Source organism: Azospirillum sp. Sh1, from assembly GCF_008365135.1.
GTDB classification, from domain to species: domain Bacteria; phylum Pseudomonadota; class Alphaproteobacteria; order Azospirillales; family Azospirillaceae; genus Azospirillum; species Azospirillum oryzae.
This window is the reverse complement of record NZ_VTTK01000099.1, coordinates 1-707: the sequence shown is the minus strand read 5'-3', so window position 1 is coordinate 707 and position 707 is coordinate 1. Positions and strand designations below refer to the sequence as shown.

At 58.0% G+C, this 707-nt stretch carries 1 protein-coding gene; it reads left to right on the top strand.

What is annotated here, in order from left to right; genetic code table 11:
* The first annotated feature begins 75 nt into the window (after nucleotides 1-75).
* Nucleotides 76-633, top strand: a complete 558-nt coding sequence (locus tag FZ029_RS32795; protein ID WP_149274385.1) for an alpha/beta fold hydrolase — start codon at nucleotides 76-78, stop codon at nucleotides 631-633.
* Nucleotides 634-707 lie beyond the last annotated feature (74 nt).

Here is a 707-nt window from a genome sequence, read left to right as displayed (position 1 = left end):
TCGCCGAAACCGGCCGCATCATATCCCTCTGCTTCCCGCCTTGGCTCCAGAAGGTCATTTCATAGGAGAGTCGGTATGACTGGTCCATCAAATGCCCCGGTGGTTCTGTTCGCCAATTCGATTGGCACGAACTTCCACATTTGGGATGAGCAGGTAAAAGCCCTTGGCGGTCGCATTCGTACTCTGCGCTATGATATGAGGGGTCATGGACTGACCGATGCGACGCCGGGTGCTTACAGCATGGACATGCTGGCCGACGATGCTGTGTGTCTGCTGGATGCGCTTGGCATTGACCAGGCACATGTCTGTGGTCTCAGCATCGGCGGAATGATGGCGCAAAGACTGGCTGTCAAGAAACCGGACCGTGTCCTCTCGCTGGTGCTGGCCGGTACGGCAAGCGTGATCGATCCGCCGGAGATTTGGCAAAGCCGAATCGAGGCTATTCGGACCGGGGGCATGGCAAGCATTGCTGCCGGCGTGATGCCTAGCTGGTTCACATCCGCCTTCCTGGAACGGGAAACTGAGCGTGTGCGTGGGTATGTGAACATGGTTGCACGGACCTCTGATGCTGGTTACATCGGATGCGCCATGGCGATCCGTGATGCTGATCTTCGTAGCGACTGTGCGCGGTGAGCTGGTCCCCATTTCCCGGACAGTCGGATAAGCTTGGTTCGCCCATCAGGAAGGACGGACCCGATGACGGGGAA

What these genes read in the sequence shown, in the direction of transcription:
- FZ029_RS32795 (WP_149274385.1), top strand. Translation starts at nt 76, where the DNA reads ATGACTGGTCCATCAAATGCCCCGGTGGTTCTGTTCGCCAATTCGATT.